Raw genomic sequence first — 24128 nt, 5'->3', positions numbered from 1 at the left:
ACCGTCGACACCGCCGAGAAGAACGCCCTGACCAGCTGGGCGAACTCCTGCTCCAACGTCACCATCACCGTCGTCCGCGCCTTCTAGCAACCACGGGTAAGGGCGGTGCCGCTCCGTACGGTGCTGCGCCGCCCTCGCCTCGACGCTGACCTACGCATTACGAGTCGGTGGCCTGGCCCTGGTCCACCGCCGGGTCCTCGTGCCCGACACGGTGTCGCGGTTCGCGATCGTCCGCTCATGCTCGCCGGTTTGGCTGCTCGCTTGGCTGCTCGGCGGGACCCTGACGCCTCGCTTACAAGGCGGTTTCGGCAAGACTGGCAACGTCCGCTGACGTCCACCGCGTTCGGGTCAGAGGCGACGTGCGTTTGCGTTCGTCCGGCGTCAGCCGCCAGCGCTGATGTCAACGGCTGATGTCAGGCTGCGGCGTACCGGCTTCATGGTTGCTGAGGGCGCGTGACGTGATGCGCAAGGATGCAGGCATGCGCCGTCACCCTCCGTCCGGCAGTTCCCCCGAGCCTGTCTCAGCCCTCCGATGCCATACCCGCTGGCCGCGTCTAATCGCAAACCTTCGTGTCCTGGCGGATTCCCGTGGCGACGCTGCCTCTGCTCGTGCTGACGGCTATGGCCTCATCTACGAGAGAGCAAGGGGCGCCATGGTCCTCGACGTGGTGATGTCTCGCCAAAGGGGTTACGAGACGCGCGTGCTGCCCGCCGTCAGGCCGTTCACCGAGAACGGTTTCACTCTTCGCGATCTCGTTGCTTCGCCTCCGGATCGCGCCCAGCTCGGCCTAATGGCCGGGGAGCAAGCAACGATGGTCGGGGTTGCAGAAGGTCTCCTGGCGTTCGCACGAGATGAGGGCATTGATGACGAAGACGAGGCATGTAGGGAGTGGGCCAAACGAGCGGCGGGCCTAGCACATGCCTTCCGGTGTGAGGAACGGGTCGGAGGGGTGAAGGGCATCGGCCTTGCCCTGTTCTGCTACCTCCAGATGCGTTCAGGCGGAGACGGCGTAAAGCCGGATGGACGAGTACGCGCATCCCTTCGCGGGCAGGGGTTCCCATGCCCCAAGGACCCCCACGCTGTGCTTACCGTCGCCCAGGCGGCCGCTGCCGAACTCCAGGTGAGCCAGCTTTGGCTCGATCAGCTTCTGTGGTGATCCCAGCCGAGTGGCCGGTAGCGCCGGCGTGCTGACCCATGCCACCTCGACGACTTGCATGGGCCAGCGCTGCTCGGCCGCGCCTCACTGAACTACCGAAGGCTCGAACCCTGAACCCCTCTCGTCGGGCGTCGATCATCCCAGATCGGGCGGATCGGCATGCTGACCTGGGCGACGTTTGTCATGGCCTTACAGGCGTTCACAGCCCTTGTCGGCGTCAGTAGTGCCCGCCACGTGCCCGATGATCTTGCTGGCCGCGAGTCCACGTCCCGTCCTGTGTCCACTACCGGCCGGGCGCCCAGACGTAAATCCACGGCGGGCCGGTGCCGGCCACCGGCTCCAACTCGTAGACGCCGGCCATGTCGGCATCGAGTAACTCGCCACCGAATCCCACCCACAGCCAGTTCTGGTCGGTCACGTTGGGCGGGACGCCGTCCTCGTCGACGGGCACCAGCAAGGACCGGCCGTCGACCGGACCTCCAACGCACGGCACGTCGACCTTCTCCCACATCCCCGATCATCAGACGGCCGTCCTGATGACCAGGCAATTTCGCCCGTTCCCCCCGCTTCCGCTGCCATTCGTACGCCGTTGCGGGCTTCGGGGACTCGGCGTGCTTGTCAATCAAACCTAGACTCACTGCATGAAGCGTCCGCGTCTCCGGATGACGCAGCTCGCCGGGTTCCTGCTCTGGCTCGCCTCGGGTGTCGGGTTGTGGTTGGGCTGGCCCGATAAGGTCGCGTCGCTACTCCTCGCCGCCGGTCTGCTCGTGTTTCATGGTCCGACTGTCATCACCGCTTGGCGGGAAAGGGAATCCAAGCCGCCGAAGCCTGCGGAAGAGGTTCTGAAGTGGTATCCGAAATGGTGGGCCTGACAGGGGCTTCTCGCCGACAGTGCCCGATGATCTTTAGGCAACCACGGTGGCCTGGCGTCTTGCCATCCCTGTCTGCCGCCGACCCACACCTCGGTGGAGCGGGCCAGGGCCAGGGTGACCAGGTGGAGCGCCCTACCGGAGGCACGGCGACCAGGTCCACGTGCGGTAGCCGAGGGCCGCAGGGCTACGACCCCCGCCGGGGGGAGCCTGGGTGGCGGTTGTCATTCGTTGTCAGCAGGCATCGTCCTACCTGCTCAGGCGCGGCCACCCAGTCGCTCTTTCCCGTCCGTTACCGTCGTACAGCAGCCTGTTTGCTGACCCGCTGCTGACTCCGCCTAGCGGTGCGGTTAGGCGCGCGCGCCGCCGTCCGGTGCGGTTGCTTCCAGCGTTGCTGTCGACAGCTTTATGGCCGGCCTACTTCGTGGGCAGGCCCTGGGGTCCTCTGCCTGCGGGCGATACGCGGGCTGGTCGGGCGTGGGCCGGTAGGTCACGACCTGGGCGTGCCGGTCGCCGCGGTGATACCCAGCGATCAGGGCGCACCAGTCAGCCCCTGCCTGAGGGTGGTTGGCCAACACGTCATGGCTGTTCAGCTCACCTCGTCGCGGGCTGTCGGGGGGCTGCCTACTTAGTGTCGAGCCGGACCGTCCGATTTTCAGATCCAGGCGGCAGCGGTCGCAGGCACTCCGACGAGCGGTCGCTGATCGCTCGATGCCGAGCCCGGCTGTCCGCGGCTGCTCCCGTTGTCGTCATGCTGCCGTCAGTAACCAAAGCCCCGGCCGCCCGACGCTGTGGCCCAGGCGGCTTACTCGGAGGTGGGACTCCTGGCCTCTTCGCCGATCAGTTCAGCTCGGGGCGTTAGTTGGAGTCCGTCGTCTACCTTCGAGGCTGCATGGTCCTAACCTCGGGCAACGCCCGAAGCGATCAATCGAGGTGAACGGGTGCCGCTAACAGAGGACTTTGACAGACACGGAGTCATTTCCCGCAGCGCTCTGGACCGGATGCTCAGCGAATACGCGGGCAGCGAAAGCTTCATACGGGAAATGTGGGACTTCGCACATCAGCCAGGTCCACTTGCGAGCCTCCTCGGTGACCTTAGGTGGCACATTTACCGAGCCGGAGATGCCATCCGAGACTACTCGCCCGGCATTTCCCAATTCACCGTACTCAAAGCACCAGTGATCGATGATGAGCATCTACGTAAGTCGCTGTTCCTCGCCGCGCGTTCGACGTTTATCTTTCCGGAAAAAATACACATCACAAGTTACGAAGACGTTACCCCGGATGATGCTAAACAATATGAGGGATGGGGTGTAGAAGTTAGCGCGGAATTCATCCGACACTTGTTCGACTACCGGGGGCTGATCGATTCCGGCGCAGTTCGATTGCTTGGCTCAAGCATCGGGTACACCAGCCAATTCGCTCAGACAAAGACTCACGTAACGGCAGACGAACTCCCAGACATGCGGGCGCTGGCCGTGGGAGACAACGAGGAGGTTGCCAGGCTGGCGTCGCTACTCCGGTCCAACCGCCAGGTTCTCGACCTCGCGACGACATACGTGCCTTGGATTGCCCAAGCGAGCCTAGATGACGTCGTTAAGCTACGTAGCGAGAACGAGGACCTGTTATCTGATTTCCAGCGTGCCTACCACAAGGCACTGGTCGAACAGATCTCACATGGCGATGCGGTCGACTTTGGCCGCATCTCCCGGCAGATCGAGGGAGACGTCATCCGCCCGAGCCTGCGCACAATCGAGCGCCGTTACGCGCGTGAAATCGCCAACCACCGGAGGTTGCGCAACCTTGGCGCTACGGTCGCATTTCTTCCACTCGCCGCCGCTGTGACGGCCGAAGTGGTTACCTCAACGGGCAACTTTCAAAGCCTTGTCTTGTCCGTCGCCCCCACCGTGTCGGCGCTGACGAATGCGGTATTAATAAATCGGTTCCAGCGCAAGTTGTCCAGTGATGCTCTGCTGGATTCGCCGTTCTTTCTGCTATGGAAGATCCAGAAGGAGCACAGGCGTTGAGTATGTCAGGCCCAACGGTGCGTCTCAATCGGCGACCAAGCTGTTAGGAGTTCGATTTAGACGGGGACTTGAACCCTGAACCCCTCCTGGCGGTCTGTGGACCATCTCAGATCGGGCGGATCGGCCGCCTGGCCTCGGGAGTTCTTCCGCTGCCTTACAGCGGTTGACAGTCCTTGTCGGCGTCGGTTGTGCCCGCGTTGTGCCTGGTGATCTTGTCGAGGTCCGCGGCGACGATCGCATCGAGCCGGTGGGCGGCCAGCTGGACAACGTCGCACCAGGGAGCCAAGCCATTCCGCGTACTGTCTGACAGGTGAACTGGCGCTCGCCGAGACCGGCCGTCATAGCGGCAGCGCTCGGTGCTGCCTTCGTCCTCTCTGCCACCGTCTCGCTCGCCGTGCCGATCCTGAACCGGAGCAGTGATGGTGGCAGCACCGCGGCAGAATCGGCCGCCGCCCCCCGGTTCATCACCTGTTTCCAACCTCCGCAACCGACCGGAGCGGTGCCCGATCCATGCTGGGACCTCGCCGTCGCCGCTGGCCGGAGCACGCCGAGCCACGCGGCGCGGGAGGCCGCCCGACTCGCCGCCGTTGAACTCCGAACGGAGTTGTCGGCCGTGAAGGATCGACAGCCGTCGGTCTGCATGACGACTGCGGCCGGCGGTCCCGGGCCATGTAGGCGCGACAACATCGACGCCGGCGAGCTGCGGACTGCGCTGAACCGCGTGGGTCTGGTCGACCACGTCGTACGGCCCGCGCGGTCCAACGACATCACCGAGGGCAAGGGGCTCGTGTTCGCTGCGCGGGTTGAAGGTGCCTGCGTGCTCGGCTACGTGCTTCCTTCGCGCGAGGCGGCCGGCGTAGCTGGAACGCTGCCCGATGGCACCTGCTTGTCCGTCTGATCAGCCCTCAACCCGATGGGCCGCAAGCGCCAGGTAGCGGGTGCAGTCGGTGGGACCGTGCCGCTGCCTCCACTGCCGCACACGGTTTAGGAAGGAGTTAGGGCCTCACCGACAAAGGCCGTGGCTCCCTGCGCAAACGCTCGTTGGATAGCTTGCGCTGTCCATGATCATTCCGCGAATAGTCCGGATCTTTCGCGGCTCACCCACCAAGACGCCGCGGCCTGGCTCAGTGCATTGCGGCGTCCTCGTACACGACTTGATGTTTCGTCGGCCAGCCAGGCAAGTCACGGGGTTGGCCGGGCGGCAGAACTGGGGCGAGCATCCGGAACAGGCGCTGCATCGCTAGGTCGTCGTACTCCTCAGGCGTTCGCGTCGCCCGCAACAGCACACCACCAGCGGCCAGCCGGCGAACCTCGGCCACCGCACCGGCCGATTCAATCGCATCGGCGCCACCGAGGCGCTCGACGAGTTCCCCCGGCACCACCGTCACCCACGAATACCCCCGCAGCACCTGCCGACTCTGCTTCAGGGAGACATCGGAATCACGGCGAAGCGACTTGTCCAGCTCAGTGCTGCCCTCGTCACCCACGTCCTTGTTGATCTCCCCATATGCCGGGTCGGCGTCGGCCAGGACTTCGGTCAGGAAGTCCACCCACCGGTCGTACTCCACGGCCGGGTCAAAGGCCGCCCCCAGCATCGCCCGAATGACCAGCCGCACCCACGGGTTGTTGTCCAGCACCCGGGTCACCTCCAGCCGGATCGCGGCGTACGACAGTCTCTTCTCCGCCGTATGGACCGAGGCGGCAACCACCACCGGGTTCTCGTCAATGCGCTCCAGCGCAGCCGCCCACCGCTTACCTGAACGACGAACAGCACGTATCGGATCCCGCTCCGTGCTGCACACGATCAGCGAAGCCGCCGCGTCCGGATCCTTCGCCGCCACCGCCCGCGACACCTCACCGAACAGCCCATCCCAACCCTGCTGCAGCCACGCCCGCGACGTTCGCGCCACCCGTGCGGCATCCCGCGGATCCAGACATACCTGCGCGAACAGCGAGGAGTCATCCGAGCAGTCGTAGTAGATCATCGAGCCCTGCCACCTCCCGTTGCGACAAACGTCAGGAACTCCTTGATGACCTCCAGGCAACCAACACGCCTCTGTCACCTGCTGCTCTACGCGGGCTGAGCTGCTACGACGGTCCTCTGCTATGCGTACGGGAGTGTCAAGTTAACGGCTGATCTTGGTTTGTTGAGGTAGTCAGTCGTTGGCCGGGGTGAGCCGGCCCTCGAAGGCGATCTGGAACGCGTTCAACGGTGCCTTCCAGCGCATGGTCCACCGCCGGCGGCCGGCGCCGGTCGGGTCGAGGCTCATCAGCGCCATGTACACGCACTTGAGTGCGGCGGCCTCGTTCGGGAAGTGGCCGCGGGCGCGGACGGCCTTGCGGATGCGGGCGTTGACGCTCTCGATCGCGTTCGTGGAGCAGATGACCTTGCGGATCTCGACGTCGAAGGCGAGGAAGGGCACGAACTCGGCCCAGGCGTTCTCCCACAGCTTGACGATCGCCGGGTACTTTCTGCCCCAGGTCTCGGCGAACTCGAGGAACCGTTCGGTCGCGGCGTCCTCGGTCGCCGCGGTGTAGACAGGCTTGAGCGCTTTGGCGATCTTGTCCCAGTCCTGGCGGGCCGCGTATCGAAACGAGTTGCGCAGCAGGTGAACTACACAGGTTTGAACGATCGTGCGCGGCCAGACGGTCGCGACGGCGTCCGGCAGGCCCTTGAGCCCGTCGCAGACGAGCATCAAGACGTCCTGGACGCCGCGGTTCTTCAGCTCGGTGAGCACGTGCAGCCAGTGCTTCGCGCCCTCGCCGCCGTCGCCGGCCCAGATCCCGAGGATGTCCCGGTGCCCGTCGACGGTGACTGCCAAGGCCACGTAGATCGGCCGGTTCGCGACCTGCCCATCCCTGATCTTCACATTAATCGCATCGATGAACACGACTGGATAGACGCGGTCCAGCGGCCGGTTCTGCCACTCGGCCATCCCGTCCATCACCTTGTCGGTGATGGTGGAGATGGTCTGCTTCGACACCTCAGTGCCGTACACCTCCACCAGATGCGCGGCGATCTCACCGTGCGTCAGCCCCTTGGCCGACAGTGACAGCACCAGGTCATCCACCCCGGACAGTCGCCGCTGACGCTTCCGCACGATTTGCGGCTCGAACGTGCCCGCCGCGTCCCGCGGCACCCGCACCTCGACCGGGCCGACATCGGTGAGCACCGTCTTGGTCCGGCTGCCGTTACGGGAGTTTCCGCTGCCCTTACCCGCCGGGTCGTGCTTGTCGTAGCCGACGTGATCGGTGATCTCGCCGTCCAGCGCGGATTCCAGGACCCGCTTGGTCAGCTGCTGCAACAGCCCGCCCTCACCGGTCAGTTGCAGCCCGTCCCCACGAGCCCGATCGACCAGCATCGCGATCAACTGCTCGTCCGTGACCGCGCCCGCCGACCCGGCGGCCGTCTGCTGTCCCACGATGGTCTCGGTCGTCATCTGGCGTCTCTCCCTTGATCGGTCGATCAGCCGTTATTTGTACAGTCCCATGCGTACTCGTCCGTGGACGTCCGCCGCGATCGTCACTCAGTTGGTCACCCGTCCGCACGTCGGCGGTTGTCGGCTCGCGTCGCGTCCTGACCCGGGCGGCTAGACGGACGGCTCTTCTTCTGGCCAACACGGCTTAGCAGGATGAGAAGTGGGCCGCCGACGAACAGCGTGAGGCAGCAGCATAGGCCCTTAAGCGGGACGCCTGGATCGACGTTGGAGGGTTCCATTCGGAGCACCTCAGCCAAGATCGGGCGTTGTTCGGTGTCCCCGCCTGGCGTTGGCCTCGATCCTGATGCCACTTGGCGTTGCAATGTGGAAGGCCCTCGGCATACCAACTTCAACCGGACCGAACGCCTCGTGACCTGCGCTCGGGCCTGTCGTCGGTCGTCATCGTTGGTCGCCGTTGGTTCACCTCAGACGGCCTGCAGACGGCATGATCTTGAAAGTGACCTGCTCGCCGCCGAGAGGACCGCTCGTCCCCCAGGACGACTCGCCATACGTCCACGCACCTCACGCACGGTAGGCGTCTGCGGAAGGAGTGCGGCCCGCCTCTTGTCGTCTGCGCTCGTGCGGGACGTGTGGTCCCTGCCTGGTCCCGGGGAGCGACCCTCGCTGGGCATGAGGTACAACAACGCGGTGACACCGAGCCAAGAGCTGAACCCGCCGGCCTTGACCGAGCTGTGGGAGCAGCGTTGGTCCGAGTGCCCGCCGTTCGCCCACTGGCTTCGCGGTCAGTACCCGGATCGGTGGGTCAGGTTCCACAGCCTGCCGGGATCGAAGCGGTACGCAGACAACGAGAGCGAGTACGGGATCGTGCTCGACCGGCACTACACGGTGCTGTCAGAGCTCGATCCGGGTGCCGTCCTTCTTGTTGTCACCAGCGAGTGGACAGAGGGCCCGCCAACCACCCCGCAGATGTGGCCGAGGCGTTCAGAAGTGGCGCCGTCGGCATGGCACTGGCAGACCCTGCTGGAAGACCCCGAGGAAGAGCCTGAGTACCGCGCCTATACACAGCTCTACGCCGAGACGATCGCTTGGCAGCCCGGCGCGATTGATGTCCTGTTGCGGGCTGTAGCCGACGACGAGTTGGCAAACGTGATCCTCGCGCCGACTGATCTTCGATGGCTGTATCACCCCTACGACGGTGGAGCCGATGTCATTCTGCCGAGCCGAAAGCAACGCGACGCGCTAAAGGCACAGCATCGAGATTGGCTTTCCCAGGAGTCGTCCAGGCTCTAGGTGCCGGCAACGTACGCCTCGGGCTCGCCGAGCCGCTCGACCAGCGTGCCGTCCGCCTCGGCGGCGACCTCGGTCAGGTGCTCCGGCAGGTCCTCGGTCAACTCGTCGCGGACGGCGGACGGCAGGTCGGCCAGTGCGGCCCGCACCCGGTGGACGTAGTCCGCGATGTCCTGCCCAGTGACGGTCATGCCGCCATCCCCCGATCGTCGAGCAGTGCGTCCATGGTCGTGGCGAACGAGCGCCAGGTCTTGCCGGAGCGGGCGAGCTGGTCCCGGCCGGCGGCGTTGAGGGCGTAGTACTTGCGGTGCGGGCCGGATTCGCTCGGGACGACGTAGGTGGTGAGCAGGCCGGCGGCGAAGAGCCGGCGCAGGGTGCCGTAGACCGAGGCGTCGCCGACCTCCTCCAGGCCGGCCTCGCGCAACCGGCGCAGGATGTCGTAGCCGTAGCCGTCCTCCTCTCGGAGCACGGCGAGGACGGCGAGGTCGAGCACGCCCTTGAGGAGCTGCGTGGTATCCACGCTTTCGACACTAGTGCGGATTGCGTAGTACCGTCAAGAAAACACTAGCGGACGTCGGCGCCGTCGTATGGTCGGAAGCATGTCGTGGAGCAGCTACGGATCCTTCCTGGTCTTCGCCACGGTGCTCATCCTCATCCCCGGCCCGGACTTCGCGGTGGTCACCCGGAACACCCTGGCCGCCGGCCGACGGCGCGGCAGGTGGAGCGCGGTCGGGGTGACCGGCTCGAACGCCGTGCAGGGCGTCGCCGCCGCGGCCGGGCTGGGCGCGCTGATCGTCCGCTCCCAGCCGCTGTTCGAGACGATCCGCTGGGCCGGCGTCGCCTACCTGGCGTACCTGGGCGTGCAGGCCTGGCGCTCGGCCTGGCAGGGCCGGTACGCCCCGCTGGCCGACGACGGCCCCACCCCGTCCGGCGAGGCGTTCACCGGCTTCCGGCAGGGCTTCCTCTCCAACATCACCAACCCGAAGGTGCTGGCCTTCTACCTGGCCGTGCTGCCGCAGTTCGTCGGCGGCTCCGCGCCCCTGGCGGTGCTGCTGCTGTTCGCGCTCAGCCACGCGGTGCTGGGGCTGGCCTACCTGCTGGTGCTGGTCGCGACGATGAACCGCGCCCGCGAGCTGCTGTCCCGCCGCCGGGTCCGACGCTGGCTGGACGGGCTGACCGGGGTGGCCCTGCTCGGCTTCAGCGCGCGCCTCGCCACCGAGCGCGCCTGACCACCGCCCGCCCGCTCGGCTGCTACACCCTGTGCTGGGTGACGTTGATGACGGCGCCGTTGGGGTCGCGGACGAAGAACCGGCGTAGCCCCCAGGGCTCGTCGGTGAGCGGGTAGACGATCTCGGCACCCGCGGCGACGCACCGCGCGTGCACGTCGTCGACGTCGTCCACCTCGATCGACACATCTGGGTGGACGTCCGCGCGGATGTCCCGCTTCATGACCGAGAGCTGGACCTCGCGGGTCTCCCCACCGAAGAACAGGATCCAGTCGAGCCCGTCACCGCCGTCCAGCCCGATCAGGTCGGTGTAGAACCGACGGCTCCCGTCGAAGTCCTCGGAGCGGATGTTCGGCTTGATCCGCTTGACCGCCATTTCGGCAGCCTAGGCGGCTTACCCCGTCAGCGCGAGGCTCCAGGCGATGCCGCCCGGCAGTTGCGACAGAATCTGCGCTGGACGGGTCAGAGATAGAGCCTTTTCCAACCTGATCTTGCAGGTCAGGGCGGGTGTGGCAGACCCGGACATCGATGAGGACGAGGCTCCAGGTAAGACGGCCCGTCCCGCACTGCGGGTCGCCGCGGCGTTCACCGAGCTCGCCGAAGCGATCTGACAGGTAGTCGGCGGGCCTAGCGTGTCCGCCGATCCGGTAACGCAACAGCGCCGGGGTTCGAATCCCTTCGGGCGCGCATCTCCCCAGGTGAGCCGGGTCTCGGCTCCAAGATCAAGCCCATCCTTTTCGGTGGACCTCGTGCCGTGCCCGTGCGTCCATGCCCGCCGCGTCGTCGTGAACCAGGGGACCCCGGCACGCGCCAGGCGGTCGCGCACCCACGCCCACTCCGGCGGACCCGCGCCCTCCTCGCCGTACCGCGCGTCGTGCTCCGCCACCGGATCCGTCACTGGATCAGCCATGCCGATCGACCCAAGTGATGAGTTGTCGCGCCCGCACCCGTCACACCTACGACGGGACACGACGAGACGGAAGGATGACGTGATGAGTGCGGACACGCGGCTGGAGGAGCTGGGCGTGAGCGGTCTGGGCGAGAGCGGTCTGGGCGGGTGCGGTCTGGGCGAGGTCGACGAGCCGGCGTTCTCGGGGCTGGCGGAGCGGCACCGGCGGGAGCTGCACGTGCACTGCTACCGGATGCTCGGGTCGTTCGAGGACGCCGAGGACACCGTGCAGGAGACGTTCCTCCGTGCCTGGCGGCGGCGGGAGACCTTCGAGGGGCGGTCGACGTTCCGGGCCTGGCTGTACCGGATCGCCACCAACGCCTGCCTGGACCTGCTCGCCAAGTGCCGCCCGGAGCCTGCGACCGGCGGCGAGGTGCTGTGGCTGCAGCCCTACCCGGACCGGCTGCTCGACGAGCTGCCCGCGGGCGATGCGGACGAGCCGGAGAGCGTCGCCGTCGCGCGGGAGACGATCGAGCTGGCGTACCTGGTCGCGGTCCAGCACCTCGCGCCGCGCCCGCGGGCCGTGCTGATCCTGCGGGACGTGCTCGGCTGGCCGGCGAAGGACGTCGCGGAGCTCCTCGGGGACTCCGTCAACTCCGTGAACAGCGCGCTGCAGCGGGCCCGCGCCGGCATGCGGGAGCACCTGCCCGCAGAGCGGCAGGACTGGACCGGCGGCGAGGAGGACGCCGGGACGCGCGAGCTGGTGCGCCGCTTCACCGACGCCAGTGTGGCCACGGACATCGACGTGCTCGCTGCCATGCTGCGGGACGACGTCCGCTGCTCGATGCCGCCCACGCCGGGCCTGTACGTCGGCCGCGACGCGGTGGTGAACAGCTGGGTCGAGGATGGATTCGATGGCATGAAGGGCCTGCGCGCGGTCCCCACCTCGGTGAACCGGCAGCCGGCCGTCGCCTTCTACCTGTGGCGGAAGCGGGAGGGCGCGTACCTGCCGCTGACGATCGACGTCCTGCGCGTCACCGGCGGGGCGATCACCGAGATCGTCATCTTCCACGACGACCAGTTCCCGCGGCTCGGGCTGCCGGAGCGCCTGCCGGCGGACGGCACGGAGTAGTCCCGGTGTGGACGCTCACGCTGCGCGGTGGCGCGCGTGTCGCGGTGGTCGCGGCGGAGTGGTGCGACGCGTTCGGCGTCGTCACCCGCGGGCGGGTGCAGCTGGAGCTGCGCGACGGCGAGCCCGGGCCGGTCGTCGGACGCGACGCCGGGTTCTGGCTCCGCGGCACCGGCATCCACGCCCTGCGGAACCCCGGCCGTCGCACGGCGAGGGTGCGCATCGTCACCCCCAGGGCCAGGACCGTCACATGCTGGTCAACACACCCCGTACGCCAGTTACCGAATGATGGAGGAACGACATGAACAGCATGAATGACACCGGGGTCGTCGCGGGCCCGGCATCGGGCCGGACCAGGCACACCCACCGACTCCGCGGGCTCGCCGGCACCGGCTTCATTGCCACGCTCGCAGCGATGGTGGCCACCACCCTCGCCGCTGCGCTTGCCCAGGCCGTTGGCGTCGACTTCGAGGTCCCCGATGGTGGCGAGACGATCCCGTTGTCCGGGTTCGCCGTGGTGACCGGCTTCTTCTCGGTCGTGGGCATCGTCATTGCCGTCGCTCTTCTTCGTTGGAGCGCTCGCCCCACCGAGCGATTCGTGTGGACCGCAGTGTCGCTGACCGCGATCTCGTTGGTCCCGCCCCTCCTCTCCGGGGCAAACACCGCCACCACCACCGCCCTCCTCGGACTACACCTCGTCCCTGCGACGGTGATGATCCCCACCCTGGCGCGGAGCCTCCGCACCCGGACCGATTGACGATCCCGCAACGGGACAACGCGCGGCGCAAGGGCGTGCGCGAGCGCACTAACGCGGCCCCGGTGCTGCCACCCTCCATTCCAGGTTCCTTTTCTTGGCCAATCCGAAAGCTGAGTCGCGTGTGCGAAGAAGCACAGGGCACCTTGCGGGATGAAGACCAAACGCCATCCGCTTCGGTCGGTCGCGTCACCCTGGCCGACCCCGCCGTCGCGCGCCCCCACGTGGATTCGGCTCCTGCGCGGCGGCTTGAGCCGGGATCTGACCCTCTCTCGGGTCGACGTCAGGCTCAAGCCGCGCCAGGACGCGCTCGCAGCCGAGCCCTGACACCTACGCCTGCGGGAGGCTGCCACGCCGTAGCCGACGGGGCAGGGAGCGCTGTTTGTGACGTGGGAGGTTGGAAAAGGCTCATAGATGAGCCTCGGTCGGATGGTCGGCACCGATGACCGAGGACGTTATGGCCATGGCCGAGATAGCGGCCTTCCTCGGTGTGTCCAGGCAGCGAGCCAACACGCTCGCTGAGCGCGCAGACTTCCCCGTCCCGATCGCCCACCTGACCGTCGGCCGAGTGTGGCGGGCGGCGGACGTCAGGGCTTGGGCTGCGAAGCGTCGCAGCGACCTTGAGGGCGAACCCGGCTAGCAGACCGCGCAGGGGCCGACCCTGCTACAGAATGCTGTAGCAGATGCCGTCGAGGATGTCGTGCTCGGAGGCGACCACCGACGGCATGCCGGCCCGCTCCATGATCACGCGGAGCACCAACGCCCCCGCGCCGATCACGTCGGCCCGGCCCGGGTGCATCACCGGGATGGCGAGCCGCTGCTCCCGGGTCTTCGCCAGCAGGTCGGCGGTGACGTCGGCGACCTGCTCGTACGACACCCGGGCGTGGTGGATGCGCGCCGGGTCGTACTCGGTCAGGCCCTGGGCGACGGCGACCACGGTGGTGACCGACCCGGCGAGCCCGACCAGCGTGGCGGCCTCGCGGCCCGGCACCACCGCCAGCGCCCGGTCCACCGCGACCACGATGTCGGCCTGGGCTGCGGCGATCTCGTCCAGGGTCGGCGGGTCGCCGTGCAGGTGCCGCTCGGTCATCCGGACACAGCCGATGTCCATTGAGACGGCGGCTTCGACGCCGCCCTCGCGGGTGCCGACCACGAACTCGGTGGAGCCGCCGCCGATGTCGACCACCAGGTACGGCTGCTCGGCGTCGGCGGGCAGGCCGCGCACCGCGCCGGTGAACGAGAGCCGGGCCTCCTCGTCGCCGGTCACCACCTCGGGCTCGACGCCGAGGGTCTGCTCGACCATCGCCCGGAAGTCGGCGGCGTTGGCCGCGTCGCGGGTCGCCGAGGTGGCGCACATCCGGACCCGCTCGGCGCCCAGCTTCTCGATCTCGGCGGCGTAGGACGCCAGCGCGACCCGGGTGCGCTCGATGGCCTCGGGGGCGAGCCGGCCCGTCCTGTCGACGCCCTGGCCGAGCCGGACGATCTCCATCCGGCGGGTCACGTCGACCAGCGGCGCCTGCGGGCCGGCCGACGGGTCGGGCAGGTCGGCGACCAGCAGTCGGATGGAGTTGGTCCCGCAGTCGATGGCGGCCACACGCGTCGTCACGGCAGCAACCCTACGGCAGCGCCCCGACCCGGGTGCCACGGTCACGGGCGCAGCCCGCTGTGCCACTCGTCGGGCCGGTCGCTTCCGGGGCCAACGTCCCCGGAGCCGCCCAGCAGGTGCCCGCCGAGCGGCGTCAGCCGGTGCAGCACCGAGGCGCCGTCCCGTCCGGTCCGGATCAGACCGGCGGCCCGCAGCGCCGTCAGGTGTTCCGACGCGGTGGAGAGACTGACCCCGACCGCCCCGGCCAGCGCCGTGGTGGTGTGCCGGCCCGGCTCAGCCAGCCGGCGCAGCAACGCCGCCCGGGTGGCCCCGAGGAGCCGGCCGAGCGGATCGGCGCCCGGGACGGCCGCGCTGCGCGGCATCGCGGCGGGATAGACGAGCAGCACCGGCCGCTCCGGCTCGACCAGCACCCGGGGGCGCGGGCCGGCCACGGGCGACGGCAGCAGCACGAGCCCTTCGCCGGTGCCGGTCACCTCCCCGCTCCACCAGGTCCGCACCTCCAGCACCGGCGGCCGCCAGCCGATCGCCGGGTGCAGCCCGGCGAAGAGGCCGTCCAGGCCGTTCTCGGCCAGCCGGTGCGTGGCGGTCGCGACCTGGTGCCGGTGGGCGGATGCGAGCTCGGTCCAGTGCGGCGCGAGCACCGCGCCGAACCAGGTGGCCACCGCCTGCTCGAACAGGTCCAGGATCTCCGGGTCCGCCTCGGCGAACCGGCGCCGCAACGGCGTCGGCGGCAGGTCGGCGTACGCCGCGGTGAGCTCGGCCCGGACACGTCGGGGCGGGGTGGCCCGGATGGCCGCGAGGCCGGCCGACACCGATTCGAGACCCTCGAACGGGGTGAGGAAGTCCGGCAGCCGGCCGCGGGCGGCAGCAGGTGCGCCAGCGACGCGGCGGCGGCCCGCACCGGCACCGGCGTCGGCGCAGTGGTGTCCGCCTGCGGCGCGGCGAGGGCCGGCACCAACCCGGCGGTGGCCGGATCGCGCAGCGCCTGACGGGCCAGCATCGCCGTGCCGACCGGGTGCAGCCGTCCGGCGAACCGCACCCGGCACAGGTCCGCCGGGGTGAGATGAAGACGGAGCATACGGGCAGCGTGCCGCTATTCGGCGAGAGCCGAAAGGGTTGCCCCGCCGGGCCCGGCTCACCACTGTGGACGGGGAGTCCACGAAGGGGGCGGGGCGTGCGGCGGACGATGGCGGTGCTGACCGGGTTCTGCCTGGTGATCTTCGGCGCGGCGTGCGGTGACGAGCGGGGGCGTACCCGGGCGGCGGCCTCCCCGCCCCCGTCGGCCGCCGAGCGGCCCGCGGCCGGCGACCACCGGCTCACCCTGCGGCACGACGGGACGGAGCGGAGCTATCTACTGCACGCCCCGCCCGGCTACGACCCGGCCACGCCGCTCCCGCTGGTGATCGCGCTGCACTTCTACCCCGGCGACGGGGCGGCGATGCGGCAGATGGTGGGCCTGGACGCCAAGGCCGACCGGGAGCACGCGCTCGTCGCCTACCCGGACGGGCGGTACGGCGGCTTCAACGCCCTGATCTGCTGCGGCTCGTCCGACGACGTCGGCTTCCTCAAGGCCCTCACCGCCCACCTTGTCGACACCTGGCGGGCCGACCCGGACCGGGTCTACCTCACCGGCATCTCCAACGGGGGCGACATGAGTTTCCGGGCCGCGGTCGAGGCCGAGGGAGTGTTCGCGGCGATCGGCGTGGTCAGCGGCGGCTACAGCGGGCCCCGGACGGCGGCGGAGGACTACGTGCCGAAACGTCCGGTCTCGGTCATCACCTTCATCGGCGGCCAGGACGTCTACGCCGACATCTTCAGCGAGGGCATGCGAACCTGGCAGCGGCGGCTGGGCTGCCGGCCCGCACCCGGCCCGCGCCGCACGGCGCCCGCCGGGATCTCCCGGACCGACGCGCGCTGCGCCGACGACAGCGACGTCACCGTGTACACCATCCCGGACATGGGCCACTCGTGGCCCGGGGCGACCGCCGGCCAGCTCGCCGCGCCGCGGGCGGGTGTGGTGGCCACCGACCTCGTCTGGGCCTTCTTCGCCGCCCACCCCCGGCGGACCTGATCCCGCGCCGCCGTGGGCGGCCGTCAGAGGCGCAGCAGCATGCGGGTGTTGCCGAGGGTGTTCGGTTTGACCCGTTCCAGGTCCAGGAACTCGGCGACGCCCTCGTCGTACGAGCGCAGCAGCTGCTCGTAGACCGGCTGCGGCACCGGCGCGCCGTCGATCTCCCGGAAGCCGAACGAGCCGAAGAAGCTGGTCTCGAAGGTGAGCACGAAGATCCGGGCCACGCCCAGCTCCCGGGCGGAGTCGATCAGCTCGCCGACGATCCGGTGGCCGAGCTTCCGGCCCCGGCAGGCCGGGTCGACCGCCACCGTGCGGATCTCGGCCAGGTCCTCCCACATCACGTGCAGCGCGCCGCACCCGACCACCGTGCCGTCGGGCGCCACCGCGACCCGGAACTCCTGCACGTCCTCGTAGAGCGTGACGGTGGCCTTGCTGAGCAGCCGCCGGTCGTCGGTGTAGGTGTCGACCAGCCGCCGGATGCCCCGAACGTCGCCGGTGCGGGCGCGGCGCACCACGATCTCGTCGGAGACCGACATGCTCACTCGCCCGCCGGGACGTCCACGCACGGCCGGCGGCCCACCACTTCTCCACCAGCGCGAGGGTCTCGTCCCCGAACGGGTTGACCCCCGGCCCGGCGCCGAGCGCGTGCCCCAGGTGCACGTGCAGGCACTTCACCCGGCCGGGCATGCCGCCGGCCGAGATGCCGGCGATCTCCGGCACCTCGCCGATCGCCTCCCGACGGGTGAGGTAGTCCTCGTGCGCCGCCCGGTAGCGGGCGGCCAGCTCCGGGTCGGTGCCCAGCCGGTCGGCCATCTCCTTCATCAGCCCGACCGACTCCAGCCGGCTGCACGCCGCGGTCGCCCGCGGGCAGGTCAGGTAGAACAGCGTCGGGAAGGGCGTGCCGTCGGCCAGCCGGGGCGTCGTCTCCACCACGTCCGGCAGGCCGCAGGGGCAGCGGTGGGCCACCGCCCGGGTGCCGCGGGGCGGGCGTCCGAGCTGCGCGGCCACCGCGGCCAGGTCGGCCTCGGTGGCCGGCTGGCGCTCCGGCGGGGGTACGGAACCCGCCGCCGGGTCCTGCGGTGGTACGACAGTCACGGTGCCCATCTCTCGTTCGGTGCTCAGGTGGTGCTCACTTGTCGGGCCGCTCGGCGTTGGCCGCCTGCACGCTCGACCACAGCGTGTCGTACCAGGGGTCCGGCGCCTTCGGCGGCCCCGGCTTCGCGCCCTTGCCGGCGTCCTTGGCGGCGCCCTCCGGGTCGGAGAGCACCACGAGCAGCGTCTCCCCCGGCTTGCCCATGAAGAACCGCTCCCGGGCCTGCGTCTCGATGTACGCCGGGTCCTGCCACTTGGCCGCCTCGGCGGTGAGGTCTTCGATCCGCCGGCGCTGATCGGCCTGGGACGCCTCCATCCGCTCGATGTCGCGCTGCTGGTCCAGGTACACCCGGACCGGATAGGTGTACGCCAGGGCGAGCGCGATCAACACCGCGAACAGCACGGTGGCGCGCCCGGTGAAGCGCCGGGGGTGGGGTGCGGAGAGCCGCTTGACCGTGCCGCCGGCAGCCGTCCGCCGGGCGGCGGCGGGCCGGTTCGCGGAGCGTACCAGCGGCGGGCGCGGGCCGACCAGGCTCATCTGGCCGAGCAGCACGTTCACCAGCTGGGGCAGCTCGTCCAGGGACCACTTGCGCAGCAGCCGGCCGATCCGGGTGACCCGGGGGTCGTCGCGCATCTTGAACATCAGGCCGTCGGTCTCGTTGCGCGCGGCCAGCTCGGCCAGCAGGGCGTCGGCGTTCACCACCATGGTGCGGAACTTGAAGACGCCGAACTCCTCGCCGCCCTGACCGACCCGGGTCTGACGGAACAGCACCGGCCCCCGGCTGCCCAGCTTGATGGCCAGCGCGATCACCACCAGCAGCGGCAGCAGCAGGGTCAGCGCCACGAACGACAGGGACCGGTCGACCAGACCCTTGACCAGCTTGCGGGCGCCCCGGAACTCGGGGGCCTCCACGTGGATCAGCGGCAGGCCGGCAACCGGCCGGGTGTGGATGCGGGGACCGGCGACGTCGGTGAGCGCCGGGGCGACGACGAGGTCCACCCCGGTCCCCTCGAGCTGCCAGCCGAGCCGGCGCAGCCGGGTCGCGGTCAGCTCGCCGGAGGCGGTGACCGCCACGGTGTCCGCGCCGATGGCGGTGGCCGCCTCGGGGATGCCCCGGAACGAGCCGACCACCGGCACGTCGCCCAGCCGCTGCGGCACCGGGGCGAGCAGCGCGTCGGGGATGCACGCCCCGACCACGTGGTAGCCGGCGTACGGCTCCCGGCGCAGGGTGTGCACCAGCTCCAGCACGTGTGCGGTGTCGCCGACGACCAGCACCTTGCGGCTCCAGCCGGTGCCCCGGTCGCGGGCGCGGTGCAGCCGCTTGCGGGCGGCGAAGCGGGCCACCTCCAGCCCGACCGTGCCGACCGCGAAGGAGATCGCCAGGAAGCCGCGGGAGACGCCGACATCGGCGATGTAGCCGGTGATGGCGATGCCACCGGCCAGGCGCAGGCTCGCCGAGCTGACCCGCCGGTACTCGTCGGCCCCGTAGCCGAGCACCCGGTCGTCGTAGCAGCGCAGCACACGCAGTGAGATCAGCCAGGCCAGCAGCAGGCCGGGGGCGACCACGACGTACGGGATCTCCGAACCGCTGGGTTCCTCGTCGCCGAAGCGAGCGACGTACCCGACGAGGATGGCCACCGCCAGAACGGCGGTGTCCAGCACCGCCAGGAGTCGGATGTAGGCCCGCTCGTCGGCACGCGCCGCCGGCCCGGGGCGGTCGCCCCTCGGCCGCGACGGGGTCCTGGCGGGGGTCAACAGTGTCGCCGAGGTCACCGGCCCTCCCCGTTTCGCTCAGGACGGCTCCGGCCGGTCGGTCCCGATCGGGACGGCGGCGGAGCACTCCGACATCTTGCCTGGATAACTATGGACGCCGATTGCTTCGGACGTATTGCCGTCAGTTTTCCCGGCCCGCGTGGGCCGGAAGGTTCCGCCGTACCGGTTCTCCCGGTACGGCGGAACCCTCTCGCTGAGTGGCGGATCAGCGGGGCGCGGGCGGGCGGGCCGCGATCGCCTGCAGGAAGATCTCACCGATCTTGGTCGGGTCCGTGGCGACGAAGGCGACGCCATCGGCCTCCTTCGCGATCGTCTCGAGCTCGGACCTGCTGACTTCGGTACCGATACCGATGATGATCACCCGCACTGGCTGCTCCGGGTCCTTGATCTTCTTCAGCTGCTGAAGCAGGTCCGCCCGGGAGATGCCGTTCTTGTCGTCGTTCTGGCCGTCAGTGAAGAGCACCACGGAGTTGACCTTGCCCGGCTCCCACTCCTTCTGGACCTCCTTGTAGGCGGCCAGCATGGTGTCGTAGAGGCCGGTGTCGCCGCTCGACGGCTTGATCCCGGCCAGCCCCCGCGCCAGGGCGCCCCGGTTGCTCGACAGTGGCTTGATCGGGACCACGGGTCGCCAGTCCTGTGAACCGACCAGCTCGGTGGAGAACGTCCACAGCCCGATCGCCCAGGAGTCGTCGAAGAGGTTCAGGCCCTGGCTGGCCGCGGCCACGGTGACCTGTTCCCGGGTGGCGCCGTTCGCGGTCGCCACCGGCTTCTTCATCGAGCCGGAGACGTCGACGACGGCCAGCATGCGGCCGGACTGGGTGGCGGCCGCCCAGGTGGTGGTGGCCTTCGCGATGGCGACCGGATCCAGGCCGGCCGCCGCGCCCTGACCGGTCGGCGCGCTGGTGGCCCCGCCGCCCGCCGGGCTCGGCGCGCCCTGCGGTGCCTTGAACCCCGCACCCCAGTTGCCGTCCGGCGAGCGCAGCGCCTGCGCGGCCAGCCGGTTGCGGAAGCCGGGGGTGGTGAGCACCTCGAAGAGCACCTTCGCGGCCGACCCCTTGGCCGGCTCGATACCCGGCAGCACCGCGAACGGGTAGTCCAGCGGCATCGGGGGCGGATCGAGGTAAAGGGCCGCGAGCTGGATCGGCGGCTTGGTCTGGTTGTACGCGATGACGTCCTCTTCGGAGAGCGCAGCGGCGCCCAGTCCGTTGGCGATCGCGGTCGGGTCGGAGGAACGCGGGAACCGCGCGAGGAGGTCCTGCCTTATCGACGACCGGTTGGTGGCCAGCGCCCGCAGCGCGCCCACCATCGCCTCCTGCGCGTCCGGCGACCCCGGGGAGCCGGTGGAGCTGGCGGCGGCGGTCAGCGAAAGCAGGCCGGAGAGGCCGGCCGCGTCCTGGGTCGGCTCCACGATGCCGGCGTGCAGCGGCGACTTGCCGGTGGTGACCTGCGCGAGCAGGTCGGTCCATTTGAACTTCTTCTCCGGCCAGCCGGCCCGGGTGGCTACCGGCTCGGGCATGGCGACCACCACGGGGCTGCGGGCGATCGAGGCGCCGTTGGCCGGGGCGAAGGCGGTGGCGCCGCCGTTCTTCAGCCGCAGCAGCCAGGTGGAGGAGTCCGGCACCCAGACGTCGGGGGTGACCGCCGTGCCGCTGGCCTGCCCGACACCCGCCAGCGTCGCGCCGTGCTTGCTCGCCACGGCGGCGGCCACGTCGACCGGCTCGGAGGAGGAGACGTTCACGCCGATGCAGGTGCCCCCCACCGCCGCCCCGTCGGCGACCCACTGGTCGGCGGCCGCCTTGACGGCGGGTTCGATCTCCGGGGCGGCCGCGACGGACAGCTGGATCCGTCCGGAGCAGGACGGCCCCGCCAGTTGCTGGTAACCGAACCAGGAACCGACGACGACGACGAGCACGGTTGCCGCAACGGCGGCACCTGCCCCACGAAGGCTTGAACGCATGCGATGGCGGCCAGACACGGTGACCATCTTGCGTATCTCGTGGGGTTACTGCCACAACCGTTCGGTTGAAAGTTACGCAGAAGAAACAGTTGATCGCAAAACCGCAACCATGAGTGAGCAGTCAGTCATCCGGTGTGGCGGAAATCCACTACGGACAGTCAGTTGAGTCGCTTCGGTGAGCGTCCGACTACGGCCGGACACAGGTCGGGCTCGCCACCGGCACCGGTTCCCCCACCGCCGTCGGCACCCCGGTGTCCGGGTCCACCCGGAAGATCCTGATCATGTCCGCCCGCTCGTCGGCCACGTAGAGGTGCTCCCCGGTCAGTGCGAAGTGCCGGGGCCACTCCCCGCCGGTGTCGACCTCGGCCACCAGCCGCGGCGACCCGTCGGCCACCGAGAAGACCGCGATCGTGCCGACCCCGCGGTTGCCGACGTAGAGGAAGCGGCCGTCCGGCCCGACGGCGACCTCGCTGGGCTGCACGTACCCGGTCCGCCCGCTGGCGTCCAGGCGCTCGCGCTGGTGCAGCGCGCCGTCGACGGTGAGGTCGTACCCGGTGACCGTCGCGGCCAGCTCGCCGACCAGCCAGCAGCGCCGTCCGTCGGGGTGCCGGGCCAGGTGCCGGGGCCCGTCCCGGCCGGCGTACGCAGCCGCGGGGCCCGGGGCACCAGCCGGCCCGAAGCGACGTCGAGGTCGTACCGGTAGACCGAGTCGGTGCCCAGGTCGACGGCGAGCAGCGGCCCGGCGCCCGGGTCCGGCGAGACCATGTGGCAGTGCGCCTTCTCCTGCCGCTCCGGGTCCGGCCCGTGCCCCTCGTGGTGGACCAGGTCGCTGCGCTCCCCCGGCACGCCGTCGGCGTCGAGCGGGAAGACCGCCACGCTACCGCCGCCGTAGTTGGCCACGAAGAGGTGCCGCCCGCTCGGGGCGACCGCCAGGTGGCAGGGTTCGGCGCCCCCGGTCGGCTGGACCCCGAGCGGACTCAGGTCACCGTCCGGGGCGGCGCGGAACGCGCTGACCTGCCCCTCCGCCAGCTCGTTGACCGCGTACAGCACGGGCAGCGCCGGGTGCCGGACCAGGAACGACGGCGACGCGGTGACCACGGCGGTGCCCAGCGGGGTCAGCTCCCCCGACGCCGGATCGCGCCGGGCGGCGACGATCCCGGCCGCCCGGCCGCCGCTCTCCGCCGTGTAGCCACCGATGTGGACGATCGTCGCCTGCCCGGTCACCAAGCCCACCTTCCGCCGCTTCCTCCGTCGATCCAACCAGAGGCTTCCCGGGAAGCCGGCGGTTCAGCCCTGATTCCCGGGACCAAATCGGCGGCCGGGCGCGGCCCGCCGGGTCAGGCCACCGGCACCGGCTCGCCGCGCTGCCGGGCGACGTGCTCGACCAACGAGATCAGCACCAGCTTCCCGGACTGCCGGTCCCGGACGTCGCAGAGCACCAGCGGCACGTCCGGGTCGAGGTCGAGGGCGTCGCGCACCGACTCCAGGCTGAACCGGCGGGCCCCGTCGAAACAGTTCACCCCCACCACGAACGGGATACCGCGCTGCTCGAAATAGTCGATCGACGGGAAGCAGTCGGCCAGCCGACGGGTGTCCGCGAGCACCACGGCGCCGAGGGCCCCGAAGGCCAGCTCGTCCCAGAGGAACCAGAACCGGTCCTGGCCGGGGGTGCCGAAGAGGTAGACCTGCAGGTCCTCGTTGATGGTGATCCGGCCGAAGTCCATCGCCACCGTGGTGGTCGACTTCTGCTCCACACCGGAGACGTCGTCGGTGCCGATGCCGGCCCCGGTCAGGACCTCCTCGGTCTGCAGCGGCCGGACCTCGCTCAACGCGCTCACCAGCGTCGTCTTGCCGGCCCCGAAGCCACCCGCGATGAGGATCTTCAGGGCCAACGGGATCCGCTGACCGGACCCCTCCCGGTCATAGCGCACGGAGTCCATTGACCACCGCCTTGAGGATGTTGTCGTCGGGCAGGTGTGCGGCGGTCGGCGGCCGGTGCACCGCGACCAGGCCGCGGGCGAGGAGGTCGCCGAGCAGCACCCGGACCACGCCGACGGCGAGGTCCAGGTCCGCGGCGAGGTCGGCCACGGCGACCGGCCGGCGGGCCAGCTCGACGAGCCGTCGGTGCTCCGGCTGCAGCCCGGGGTGCCCGGCGGCATCGGCGGTCGGCGCGGCCAGCACGAACGCCACCAGGTCGAAGCCCTCGACCGCGGGTCGGACCCGGCCGCCGGTGAGGGTGTACGGGCGGACCACCGGACCCGCGGCGGCGTCCAGCCACTCGTGCTGCGGCCCCGGCGACTCAGCCCGCATCGGCCGCACCCAACGCCGTCCGGGGCGGGGCGGTGAGGTTCTCGCCGACCCGGATGACCAGCATCGCCATCTCGTACGCCACCAGGCCGATATCGGCGTCGGCGTCACTGACCACCGCCAGGCAGGCGCCCTGCCCGGCGGCGGTGACGAACAGGTACGCGGACTCCATCTCCACCACGGTCTGCCGCACCGCGCCGCCCGCCAGGTGCCGGGTGGCCCCCTTGGCCAGGCTGGAGAAGCCGGAGGCCAGGGCGCAGAGGTGTTCGGCGTCACTGCGGCTCAGCTCGGCCGAGGCGCCGAGCAGGAGCCCGTCCGCCGACAGCACCACCGCCTGGCGGGCGGCGGGCACCCGCCCCACCAGCTCGTCGAGCAACCAGTCGAGATCGACGTTCTGCCTCGTCGTGTGCACCACTAGGCGTCCCTCTCCGTTGCGGTAGGCGGTTCCGGAGCCGGCGTCGGCGGGGCGGCGCCGGCCGCCGGATCGGAAGCGGTGTCGGCGGTCGGCGCGGCCGGGTTCGCGGTCGCCCGCGCGCCGTCCCG

At 70.0% G+C, this 24128-nt stretch carries 23 protein-coding genes and 3 pseudogenes; 10 read left to right on the top strand and 16 right to left on the bottom strand.

Features of this window, described 5'->3' with window-relative positions:
• Positions 1-653 precede the first annotated feature (653 nt).
• Entirely contained in the window at positions 654-1157 is a 504-nt protein-coding gene (locus tag JNW87_RS14590; RefSeq protein WP_109802714.1) for a hypothetical protein, read from the top strand.
• A 283-nt stretch (positions 1158-1440) separates the two neighbouring features.
• Here JNW87_RS14590 and JNW87_RS14585 read toward each other — a convergent pair whose 3' ends face one another.
• Positions 1441-1668 (bottom strand): hypothetical protein, encoded by a 228-nt coding sequence (locus JNW87_RS14585; protein WP_109802715.1) that lies wholly within the window; start codon positions 1666-1668, stop codon positions 1441-1443.
• Positions 1669-1798: 130 nt separating this feature from the next.
• On the opposite strand from JNW87_RS14585, the gene JNW87_RS14580 reads away from it, so the two are divergent.
• The 3 genes from JNW87_RS14580 to JNW87_RS14570 all read left to right on the top strand — a co-directional run bounded on the left by JNW87_RS14580 (position 1799) and on the right by JNW87_RS14570 (position 4951).
• Positions 1799-2029 (top strand): hypothetical protein, encoded by a 231-nt coding sequence (locus tag JNW87_RS14580; protein WP_146231120.1) that lies wholly within the window; start codon positions 1799-1801, stop codon positions 2027-2029.
• Positions 2030-2967: 938 nt separating this feature from the next.
• Complete coding sequence (locus tag JNW87_RS14575; protein ID WP_238453845.1) at positions 2968-4053, top strand: hypothetical protein; 1086 nt, start codon at positions 2968-2970, stop codon at positions 4051-4053.
• Positions 4054-4363: 310 nt separating this feature from the next.
• On the top strand, positions 4364-4951 hold the full coding sequence (locus JNW87_RS14570) for a hypothetical protein (RefSeq protein ID WP_146231122.1): 588 nt from the start codon (positions 4364-4366) through the stop codon (positions 4949-4951).
• 226 nt (positions 4952-5177) lie between these two features.
• On the opposite strand, the gene JNW87_RS14565 is transcribed toward JNW87_RS14570, so the two are convergent.
• On the bottom strand, positions 5178-6038 hold the full coding sequence (locus tag JNW87_RS14565; protein ID WP_109802719.1) for a hypothetical protein: 861 nt from the start codon (positions 6036-6038) through the stop codon (positions 5178-5180).
• Between the two features lie 171 nt (positions 6039-6209).
• Positions 6210-7415, bottom strand: coding sequence for an IS256 family transposase (locus JNW87_RS14560; RefSeq protein WP_238453847.1), 1206 nt, complete (start codon positions 7413-7415; stop codon positions 6210-6212).
• A gap of 747 nt (positions 7416-8162) precedes the next feature.
• Between JNW87_RS14560 and JNW87_RS14555 the strand changes: the two genes are divergently transcribed.
• Complete coding sequence (locus tag JNW87_RS14555; protein ID WP_236647992.1) at positions 8163-8783, top strand: hypothetical protein; 621 nt, start codon at positions 8163-8165, stop codon at positions 8781-8783.
• An 11-nt stretch (positions 8784-8794) separates the two neighbouring features.
• Here JNW87_RS14555 and JNW87_RS14550 read toward each other — a convergent pair.
• Positions 8795-8971: pseudogene (locus tag JNW87_RS14550) on the bottom strand (hypothetical protein); the annotation flags it as partial.
• On the bottom strand, positions 8968-9300 hold the full coding sequence (locus JNW87_RS14545; protein ID WP_088969841.1) for a PadR family transcriptional regulator: 333 nt from the start codon (positions 9298-9300) through the stop codon (positions 8968-8970). The pseudogene JNW87_RS14550 and the gene JNW87_RS14545, both read right to left, overlap by 4 nt.
• A gap of 79 nt (positions 9301-9379) precedes the next feature.
• On the opposite strand from JNW87_RS14545, the gene JNW87_RS14540 reads away from it, so the two are divergent.
• Positions 9380-10009, top strand: a complete 630-nt coding sequence (locus JNW87_RS14540; protein WP_109805075.1) for a LysE family translocator — start codon at positions 9380-9382, stop codon at positions 10007-10009.
• Between the two features lie 22 nt (positions 10010-10031).
• On the opposite strand, the gene JNW87_RS14535 is transcribed toward JNW87_RS14540, so the two are convergent.
• A complete protein-coding gene (locus JNW87_RS14535) occupies positions 10032-10382 on the bottom strand; it encodes a VOC family protein (RefSeq protein WP_109805074.1) in 351 nt (116 codons plus the stop codon).
• A gap of 616 nt (positions 10383-10998) precedes the next feature.
• On the opposite strand from JNW87_RS14535, the gene JNW87_RS14530 reads away from it, so the two are divergent.
• The 3 genes from JNW87_RS14530 (at position 10999) to JNW87_RS14520 (ending at position 12781) form a co-directional block, all read left to right on the top strand.
• Complete coding sequence (locus tag JNW87_RS14530; RefSeq protein WP_109805073.1) at positions 10999-12027, top strand: RNA polymerase subunit sigma-70; 1029 nt, start codon at positions 10999-11001, stop codon at positions 12025-12027.
• A gap of 5 nt (positions 12028-12032) precedes the next feature.
• The gene (locus JNW87_RS14525) at positions 12033-12329 is read left to right on the top strand and encodes a hypothetical protein (RefSeq protein WP_238453844.1); all 297 of its coding nucleotides are present in this window, start codon (positions 12033-12035) and stop codon (positions 12327-12329) included.
• 110 nt (positions 12330-12439) lie between these two features.
• Positions 12440-12781: a DUF6069 family protein gene (locus JNW87_RS14520; RefSeq protein WP_236648475.1), complete on the top strand. Its 342-nt coding sequence runs from the start codon at positions 12440-12442 to the stop codon at positions 12779-12781.
• 661 nt (positions 12782-13442) lie between these two features.
• Here the strand turns inward: JNW87_RS14520 and JNW87_RS14510 are convergent.
• A complete protein-coding gene (locus JNW87_RS14510; protein ID WP_109805071.1) occupies positions 13443-14372 on the bottom strand; it encodes a Ppx/GppA phosphatase family protein in 930 nt (309 codons plus the stop codon).
• Positions 14373-14425: 53 nt separating this feature from the next.
• Positions 14426-15196: a helix-turn-helix transcriptional regulator gene (locus JNW87_RS40660; RefSeq protein WP_238453843.1), complete on the bottom strand. Its 771-nt coding sequence runs from the start codon at positions 15194-15196 to the stop codon at positions 14426-14428.
• Positions 15197-15558: 362 nt separating this feature from the next.
• Between JNW87_RS40660 and JNW87_RS14500 the strand changes: the two genes are divergently transcribed.
• Positions 15559-16455, top strand: a complete 897-nt coding sequence (locus tag JNW87_RS14500) for a PHB depolymerase family esterase (RefSeq protein ID WP_236648474.1) — start codon at positions 15559-15561, stop codon at positions 16453-16455.
• Positions 16456-16478: 23 nt separating this feature from the next.
• On the opposite strand, the gene JNW87_RS14495 is transcribed toward JNW87_RS14500, so the two are convergent.
• The 8 genes and pseudogenes from JNW87_RS14495 to JNW87_RS14455 form a co-directional block, all read right to left on the bottom strand.
• The gene (locus JNW87_RS14495) at positions 16479-16991 is read right to left on the bottom strand and encodes an amino-acid N-acetyltransferase (protein ID WP_109805068.1); all 513 of its coding nucleotides are present in this window, start codon (positions 16989-16991) and stop codon (positions 16479-16481) included.
• Between the two features lie 2 nt (positions 16992-16993).
• Positions 16994-17550, bottom strand: a pseudogene (locus JNW87_RS14490) (DUF501 domain-containing protein).
• A 34-nt stretch (positions 17551-17584) separates the two neighbouring features.
• Positions 17585-19321, bottom strand: coding sequence for an exopolysaccharide biosynthesis polyprenyl glycosylphosphotransferase (locus JNW87_RS14480; RefSeq protein ID WP_375373512.1), 1737 nt, complete (start codon positions 19319-19321; stop codon positions 17585-17587).
• 205 nt (positions 19322-19526) lie between these two features.
• Positions 19527-21278: a VWA domain-containing protein gene (locus JNW87_RS14475; protein WP_238453842.1), complete on the bottom strand. Its 1752-nt coding sequence runs from the start codon at positions 21276-21278 to the stop codon at positions 19527-19529.
• Between the two features lie 187 nt (positions 21279-21465).
• Positions 21466-22502: pseudogene (locus JNW87_RS14470) on the bottom strand (lactonase family protein).
• A 113-nt stretch (positions 22503-22615) separates the two neighbouring features.
• Positions 22616-23218: an ATP/GTP-binding protein gene (locus tag JNW87_RS14465; protein ID WP_109805809.1), complete on the bottom strand. Its 603-nt coding sequence runs from the start codon at positions 23216-23218 to the stop codon at positions 22616-22618.
• Complete coding sequence (locus JNW87_RS14460) at positions 23199-23588, bottom strand: DUF742 domain-containing protein (RefSeq protein ID WP_109805829.1); 390 nt, start codon at positions 23586-23588, stop codon at positions 23199-23201. Before JNW87_RS14460 ends, JNW87_RS14465 begins: the two co-directional genes overlap by 20 nt.
• The gene (locus tag JNW87_RS14455) at positions 23578-24000 is read right to left on the bottom strand and encodes a roadblock/LC7 domain-containing protein (RefSeq protein WP_109805808.1); all 423 of its coding nucleotides are present in this window, start codon (positions 23998-24000) and stop codon (positions 23578-23580) included. Before JNW87_RS14455 ends, JNW87_RS14460 begins: the two co-directional genes overlap by 11 nt.
• Positions 24001-24128: the final 128 nt, after the last annotated feature.

Origin of the sequence: Micromonospora sp. ATA51 (assembly GCF_016802855.1) — a bacterium.
GTDB classification, from domain to species: Bacteria; Actinomycetota; Actinomycetes; order Mycobacteriales; family Micromonosporaceae; genus Micromonospora; species Micromonospora sicca.
This window is presented reverse-complemented; position numbering and strand designations above follow the sequence as displayed.

Bases quoted from the DNA above. Each gene is read 5' to 3' on its own strand.
- JNW87_RS14590 (WP_109802714.1), top strand. From the start codon at position 654: ATGGTCCTCGACGTGGTGATGTCTCGCCAAAGGGGTTACGAGACGCGC.
- JNW87_RS14585 (WP_109802715.1), bottom strand. From the start codon at position 1,668: ATGTGGGAGAAGGTCGACGTGCCGTGCGTTGGAGGTCCGGTCGACGGC.
- JNW87_RS14580 (WP_146231120.1), top strand. From the start codon at position 1,799: ATGAAGCGTCCGCGTCTCCGGATGACGCAGCTCGCCGGGTTCCTGCTC.
- JNW87_RS14565 (WP_109802719.1), bottom strand. From the start codon at position 6,038: ATGATCTACTACGACTGCTCGGATGACTCCTCGCTGTTCGCGCAGGTA.
- JNW87_RS14560 (WP_238453847.1), bottom strand. From the start codon at position 7,415: ATGCTGGTCGATCGGGCTCGTGGGGACGGGCTGCAACTGACCGGTGAG.
- JNW87_RS14555 (WP_236647992.1), top strand. From the start codon at position 8,163: ATGAGGTACAACAACGCGGTGACACCGAGCCAAGAGCTGAACCCGCCG.
- JNW87_RS14540 (WP_109805075.1), top strand. From the start codon at position 9,380: ATGTCGTGGAGCAGCTACGGATCCTTCCTGGTCTTCGCCACGGTGCTC.
- JNW87_RS14535 (WP_109805074.1), bottom strand. From the start codon at position 10,382: ATGGCGGTCAAGCGGATCAAGCCGAACATCCGCTCCGAGGACTTCGAC.
- JNW87_RS14530 (WP_109805073.1), top strand. From the start codon at position 10,999: ATGAGTGCGGACACGCGGCTGGAGGAGCTGGGCGTGAGCGGTCTGGGC.
- JNW87_RS14520 (WP_236648475.1), top strand. From the start codon at position 12,440: ATGGTGGCCACCACCCTCGCCGCTGCGCTTGCCCAGGCCGTTGGCGTC.
- JNW87_RS14495 (WP_109805068.1), bottom strand. From the start codon at position 16,991: ATGTCGGTCTCCGACGAGATCGTGGTGCGCCGCGCCCGCACCGGCGAC.
- JNW87_RS14475 (WP_238453842.1), bottom strand. From the start codon at position 21,278: ATGCGTTCAAGCCTTCGTGGGGCAGGTGCCGCCGTTGCGGCAACCGTG.
- JNW87_RS14465 (WP_109805809.1), bottom strand. From the start codon at position 23,218: ATGGACTCCGTGCGCTATGACCGGGAGGGGTCCGGTCAGCGGATCCCG.
- JNW87_RS14460 (WP_109805829.1), bottom strand. From the start codon at position 23,588: ATGCGGGCTGAGTCGCCGGGGCCGCAGCACGAGTGGCTGGACGCCGCC.